The organism is Spongiactinospora gelatinilytica (assembly GCF_003236385.1).
Lineage (GTDB): Bacteria > Actinomycetota > Actinomycetes > Streptosporangiales > Streptosporangiaceae > Spongiactinospora > Spongiactinospora gelatinilytica.
This window is the reverse complement of sequence record NZ_POUA01000478.1, coordinates 1-4897: the sequence shown is the minus strand read 5'-3', so window position 1 is coordinate 4897 and position 4897 is coordinate 1. Positions and strand designations below refer to the sequence as shown.

Annotated in this window: 7 protein-coding genes; 1 reads left to right on the top strand and 6 read right to left on the bottom strand. The window is 68.4% G+C overall.

The window, feature by feature from the left end; genetic code table 11:
- Window positions 1–257: 257 nt before the first annotated feature.
- The 3 genes from C1I98_RS35195 to C1I98_RS40885 form a co-directional block, all read right to left on the bottom strand.
- Window positions 258–941: an SRPBCC family protein gene (locus C1I98_RS35195; protein ID WP_111171635.1), complete on the bottom strand. Its 684-nt coding sequence runs from the start codon at window positions 939–941 to the stop codon at window positions 258–260.
- A gap of 36 nt (window positions 942–977) precedes the next feature.
- Complete coding sequence (locus C1I98_RS35190; RefSeq protein WP_111171634.1) at window positions 978–1325, bottom strand: hypothetical protein; 348 nt, start codon at window positions 1323–1325, stop codon at window positions 978–980.
- A gap of 289 nt (window positions 1326–1614) precedes the next feature.
- A complete protein-coding gene (locus tag C1I98_RS40885; RefSeq protein WP_146607830.1) occupies window positions 1615–2052 on the bottom strand; it encodes a hypothetical protein in 438 nt (145 codons plus the stop codon).
- On the opposite strand from C1I98_RS40885, the gene C1I98_RS35180 reads away from it, so the two are divergent.
- Window positions 2045–2809 (top strand): ETEC_3214 domain-containing protein, encoded by a 765-nt coding sequence (locus C1I98_RS35180; protein WP_111171632.1) that lies wholly within the window; start codon window positions 2045–2047, stop codon window positions 2807–2809. The genes C1I98_RS40885 and C1I98_RS35180 overlap by 8 nt on opposite strands.
- Before the next feature lie 20 nt (window positions 2810–2829).
- Here C1I98_RS35180 and C1I98_RS35175 read toward each other — a convergent pair whose 3' ends face one another.
- The 3 genes from C1I98_RS35175 to C1I98_RS35165 form a co-directional block, all read right to left on the bottom strand.
- Window positions 2830–3513: a pentapeptide repeat-containing protein gene (locus C1I98_RS35175; protein WP_158558311.1), complete on the bottom strand. Its 684-nt coding sequence runs from the start codon at window positions 3511–3513 to the stop codon at window positions 2830–2832.
- A 71-nt stretch (window positions 3514–3584) separates the two neighbouring features.
- On the bottom strand, window positions 3585–4370 hold the full coding sequence (locus tag C1I98_RS44640; RefSeq protein ID WP_233508451.1) for a hypothetical protein: 786 nt from the start codon (window positions 4368–4370) through the stop codon (window positions 3585–3587).
- A gap of 79 nt (window positions 4371–4449) precedes the next feature.
- The coding region (locus C1I98_RS35165) for a DUF6789 family protein (RefSeq protein WP_233508450.1) at window positions 4450–4897 on the bottom strand (448 nt) is incomplete at its 5' end.

The following is a 4897-nucleotide window of genomic DNA, read 5'->3' as shown; positions in this document are numbered from 1 at the left end:
GACGGCGCGGGGTCGGCGTCGACGTCCAGGGGCCCATGTCATCATGGGGGTGGCCGGGGAAGTTGCGCCCGCAACTCCTCATAGCCCGCAGTTCCTCATAGAAGGCCACGATCCGCTCGTCCAGGTCGCCTTCCACGTGGTCGCCGCCCGACCGGCAACGATCGAGCATCTGACGAGCCGCCTCGGCATCGACGGGCCGCGCATACCGAGTGCGGCGAGGTCGTAGCTCACGAATCAATAATGGCGGCGCGGGGCAGTCAGGTGGCAGGGGTGGTGTGGGGGTCGGCGGCGCGGGCTTCGGCGATGGTCTTCAGGTCGCGCAGCCAGGCTTCGAGGCCCATGCCGAGGATCTTGGTGGCGGTGGGGACGTCCGCTTCGACCTGGTCACCGGTCCAGGTCTCCTCGGTACGCACCCGGACACCCCCCTTGACCTTGGTGAAGGTCCACACATGGACGCCCTGGTCGATGCGCACCCCCTTGCCGACCGCCGGGCCGCTCCACGCGATGCAGGCGTCGCGCTGGAGCCGCCGCACGGTGGAGGTGATGTGCAGCGTGGTGGCGGGGGTCGTGGCGGTGGCCGGTGCCGGGGTGGTCCAGTGGAACCGCGAGCCCGCCCGGAGCGGGCCGGAGTCCAGGCGTTTCGCGCTGAGCACGGGGGCCTGCCAGGCGGGCCAGCGCTCCACGTCGGTCTGCAACGCGAAGACCGTACGCAGCGGCGCTTTGATCACGATGTCGGCCCCGTACCGGATGCGGGCGGCGGGGTCGACGCCCTCCCCCCGGCACCGGAGGCCATGGCCGCCGGCCTGGGCGGCGTTGGCGGCCGGGACACCGGTCGTGAGCAGGCCGGCGACGGCGGCGAGGGAGATCGTGAGGGCGGCGGCGGCGCGCACGCCGGTCCAGGGCCGCTGAGCAGGAGTGGTGGATCGGGCATCGCTGAACATGGGGGTTCCTTTCGTGGGCGGGCCGGGCTGCCTGGTTCAGCGGCGGCCGGCACGGTGAACGGTGACGATGAGCACGGCGGACGCGGCGACGATCAGGGCCGCGAGGCCGGGATGCATGTCCTTGGACAGGTTGGGCGCGCCGTCGGGCCGGGCCAGCCAGATGGTGAGCGGGATCGCGTACGTCGCGGCGAGGAGCATGGCCGCCGGCCGGACCGCCCGGTCGCGGACGCGGACGAGCGCGCCGACCAGCGCGACCGCGACCGGGACGCTCGCCAGCATGGCGAACTGCCCGACGATCATCACGGGGACCGCCCAGGAGGCGATCGTCACCGCGAGCGGCGTGCCCCGGCTCGCGGGGGTGAGCGGTATGGGTGTGGCGGTCATGGCGTTCCCTTCGGCCGGCTCTTCCGGATGCCTGAACGCATGCCCTAGAAGCTCATGCGTTCGTTAGAAGTTATAACTGCGATGACATGAGAGAGTCAACAGGGTTCGCGAGACCTTCTAACTATCCCTTCAAGGCGTAGTCTGCCGCCCGTTTGATGGGCTTCCAGAAGCCGCGCGTCCCTGACCACCCGGCCGGACGCGAGGAGCACGACAAGTGCCGCGATCTCCTCCGGCTCGGCGAAACCGGCTTCGATCGCGTCCGGCGTGAGATCTGCAACCAGTGCCCGTACTACCGCAAATCCGATTCCACCACGGCAATGCGCGTTTTATCAGTCGTCATCGGGTAGACCATTGCCGGACGATTCGGATGCCCTTCAAGTCCGGCTTCATGGTGGAGGCGGGTATGATCGGCTCTGCTTTCGGCATTGTGCTGCGCCCGCTCACCGCGCCGGGCACGATACTCGGTGACGGATCGATCAGCACGCGTCGCGCAAAGGGTGTCCATGTCGCCAATGTTCAGGAAATCAGGAAGCACCGCCCGGCCTGCCGACGCCGCTTCGGCGAGCACGGCGGAGCCGGACGAAGCAAGCGAGCCAAGTGAGCCGAGCGAACCGAGCGAGCCGGGTGCCCCACCGTCCGTCGGCAGCCGTTTCGAATCCTGGACGAGACATAACCTTTTCGTCGTCATCGTCGTCTTCGCCGCCCTCCTCCTGTCATCGGTGATCACGATCGGCTCATCGTTCAACGGCGTCCGCGAGTGGTACACCGAGACCTTCAACTGGCGGGAGAGTGAGTACGCCAAGCTCACCGGACTCCAGGCGGGCTTCAGCATGGAGATGTTCAGGAAGAGGCTCGGCGACCCGATCTTCCGGACCATCGTCCCGGAATCGAAGCACCGGCTCACTCAGAGCACTTTCGCCGGACGGGGCTACTGGGCGCACATCATCTCCGATGAGATGGACGTGGTGCTCGCCTATTCCGTCACCTCCTGCGCCCGGGACTTCCAGCCCACCTTCACGACAAAGACCTCACCGCCGAGCACGATAACGCTGAACAAAACCCCGATCTCCGGCGTCCAGGTCAGCGCCGAGGCGACGACGGAGTCCTTCATCTCCGGCGCGACCGCGAACAGCTACGTGTATCAGTTCCTCTATCAGGGAAACCCGTCCGGCTACAAAACCTACGGATGGGGCCTGAACGACGCGTGCCCGTGGTACCCGGCCAAGGGCGAGCGCGATCTGCTGAAAGACTGGACCAACTGGAGAATCAGCCCGGAAGGCGAAGAATTCGAGCAGAAGGAGCAGAAGAAGGCCCCCGGCCGCAAAATGCGGGAACTGCTGGCCGCGTCCACCGCGAACACCTATATGGAAACGTCGCAGTTCGCCGCGATGAGCGATCAGGAGGTCAAGAACCTTTACCCCGAACAGCTCGGCGTGGACCGGGTGACCGTGCGCACCTACCCTCTGCCGGACGCGGGCGACTGAACCAAGCCGGCCCGCCGGGGTCAGTCCTCGATGGTGATCCCCATCGCGCCGGCCAGGGCGTACACGAGGCCCTGGGCGTCCCGGCCGCCGATGGTCGCGCCCCGGAAGCTGCCCACGCCCCGGATCCCGAGCAGGACGCAGTCGCTGAATTTCGTATGGTTCATCCGCGCGTTGGAGAACTCCGCCCCGCTCAGATCACACCCCTCGAACCGCACGTTGGCCAGCTCGGCGTCCTGGAAATCGGCCTCCACCAGGGCGCAGTCACGAAAGACGACGTGCTTGAAGGTCGAGAACCTGAACCCGGCCAGCTCCGCCCGGCAGGTGTCGAACACGACTTCGCGAAACGTGCTCTCCGTCCAGGCCGTACCGGTCATCCGGCTGTCCTGCACGCGGGCCCGGTGCATCCCCGACACACCGGCCTTCAGGTTCGACGCATCGCACTGAACCAGTTCCACATCGCTGAACGCGGCCTGCCTCATCCGCCCGCCCGCCAGCTTCGTGCCGACGAACCTGCACCCCTCGAAATCGGCTCCCTCCACCCGCCGGGCCGACAGGTCCAGATTCCGGAACTCCAGCGACCGGTAGCCGCCGTCGTCTTCCAGGTCGTGTTCGGGGAGGTGGGCGACGGTGAGCGAGGCGGCGAGCCGCGGAGCGGCCGGTTCCCGCATCCGCTTGGACGCGGCACGCTGAGTAGGTTCGGGCATAGCGGCAACCCTACGACCGGTCCGCCGTCCGGTTGCCGCGATGCCCGCATGCGATCCCGGGAGAACGGGGCCTATTCGTTGGGGTTCTCCAGCCGGAAGAAGTTGCTGGGTTTGCCGTCCTTGAGGTGCTCCTGGTAGATGAACCGCAGGCCGCGCTCGTCGAAGGTACGGAACCATTCGTCCCAGTCCAGGTGCTTGAGCTGCTGGCCGCCGTACCCGGGGAAGTCCAGACGCAGTACGCCCGGCCGGCCGTCACGCTCGGTGCCGGGCACCGTGGCGGGCTCCGCGCCGCGTTCCCTCGCCCAATTGCTGATCACGTCGTGCTCGGTGGTGACGAGGGTCTCTCCCGGGTGATTCTCGTGCTCGTCGGTCGACCTGATCTCATGTCGCTGGGCCATCGCGAACTCCTTTCCCCTCCCCCTTCCCCTACCGTGCTTCCGCTGCGCCGCACCTCCGGCCGTCGGCAAATGTTGCCCAAACCCGGCCTCGCCGAGAAGCGCCCTGGCCGCCTCCAGAAGGTCGCGCTCATAGCGCGGACCGTCATCCAATTCCTCGCGGTAGTAGGCCAGATGGGCGAACTCATATTCCGGCCGCGTCATCCAGACCTCACCGCACGGCACTTCGCGAACGACCTCCGCGACCGCCGCCCCACCGGCGACCAGCCCTTCCGCCAGCCCACGCAGCACCCACCGGACCGCTTCCGGCTCCCCGGGCACCTCAATGCCCGATTCCGCGAGCGCGGCCCGATACAGCTCACAGATCTCCGCCGTATCCGAGCGCCGGTTCAGCCCGGCCAGTTCCCGCAACGACGGCGAATCGACGCCCCGGGCCAACGCCCCGGCCGCGACGGCGGGCACATCTTCGGGAAACGCCCCTCCAGTGGCATACCGCCACACGAAATCCCGGAAAGCGTCCACCCCACCCCTCTGCCCGCCACTACCGGCGGGCCGTCGTGGGATCGCCGCCCCGTGCGCGATTGAGCCGGTTCAGGCAGCGGGCCAGTACCAGCCCGTACACGACATGGCCGGCCGCCATGACCAGCGGGCGGCCCGGCCGGTCGCCGGAGATCGGGGGGAGGATGCCGAGCTTCGGCACCCATCCCTGGTAGCTCACGAGCCAGATGCCGAGGGCGTACGCGAGCGCGGGCAGGACCGGCGCGGGTCGCCCACGGCAGAACAGCCCGTACAGCGCGCCACAGGACGCCCCGAATCCGGCGTGCGCGAGCATCCCGACGACCCGCTCCCCCCGCTTGGGGGAATGCCGGTCACCCGCCATCGCGGCCCGGGCGATCCGCTTGGGCGGCTGGTCCTCCATCAGCCCGGCCCGGCCTCCCGCCAGCATCAGGACGCTCATCGCCCCCGTCGCGACCAGCCCACCCATCGCC

Excerpts from the sequence above, each read along its gene's own strand:
- C1I98_RS35195 (WP_111171635.1), bottom strand. The coding sequence starts at position 941 with ATGTTCAGCGATGCCCGATCCACCACTCCTGCTCAGCGGCCCTGGACC.
- C1I98_RS35190 (WP_111171634.1), bottom strand. The coding sequence starts at position 1,325 with ATGACCGCCACACCCATACCGCTCACCCCCGCGAGCCGGGGCACGCCG.
- C1I98_RS35175 (WP_158558311.1), bottom strand. The coding sequence starts at position 3,513 with ATGCCCGAACCTACTCAGCGTGCCGCGTCCAAGCGGATGCGGGAACCG.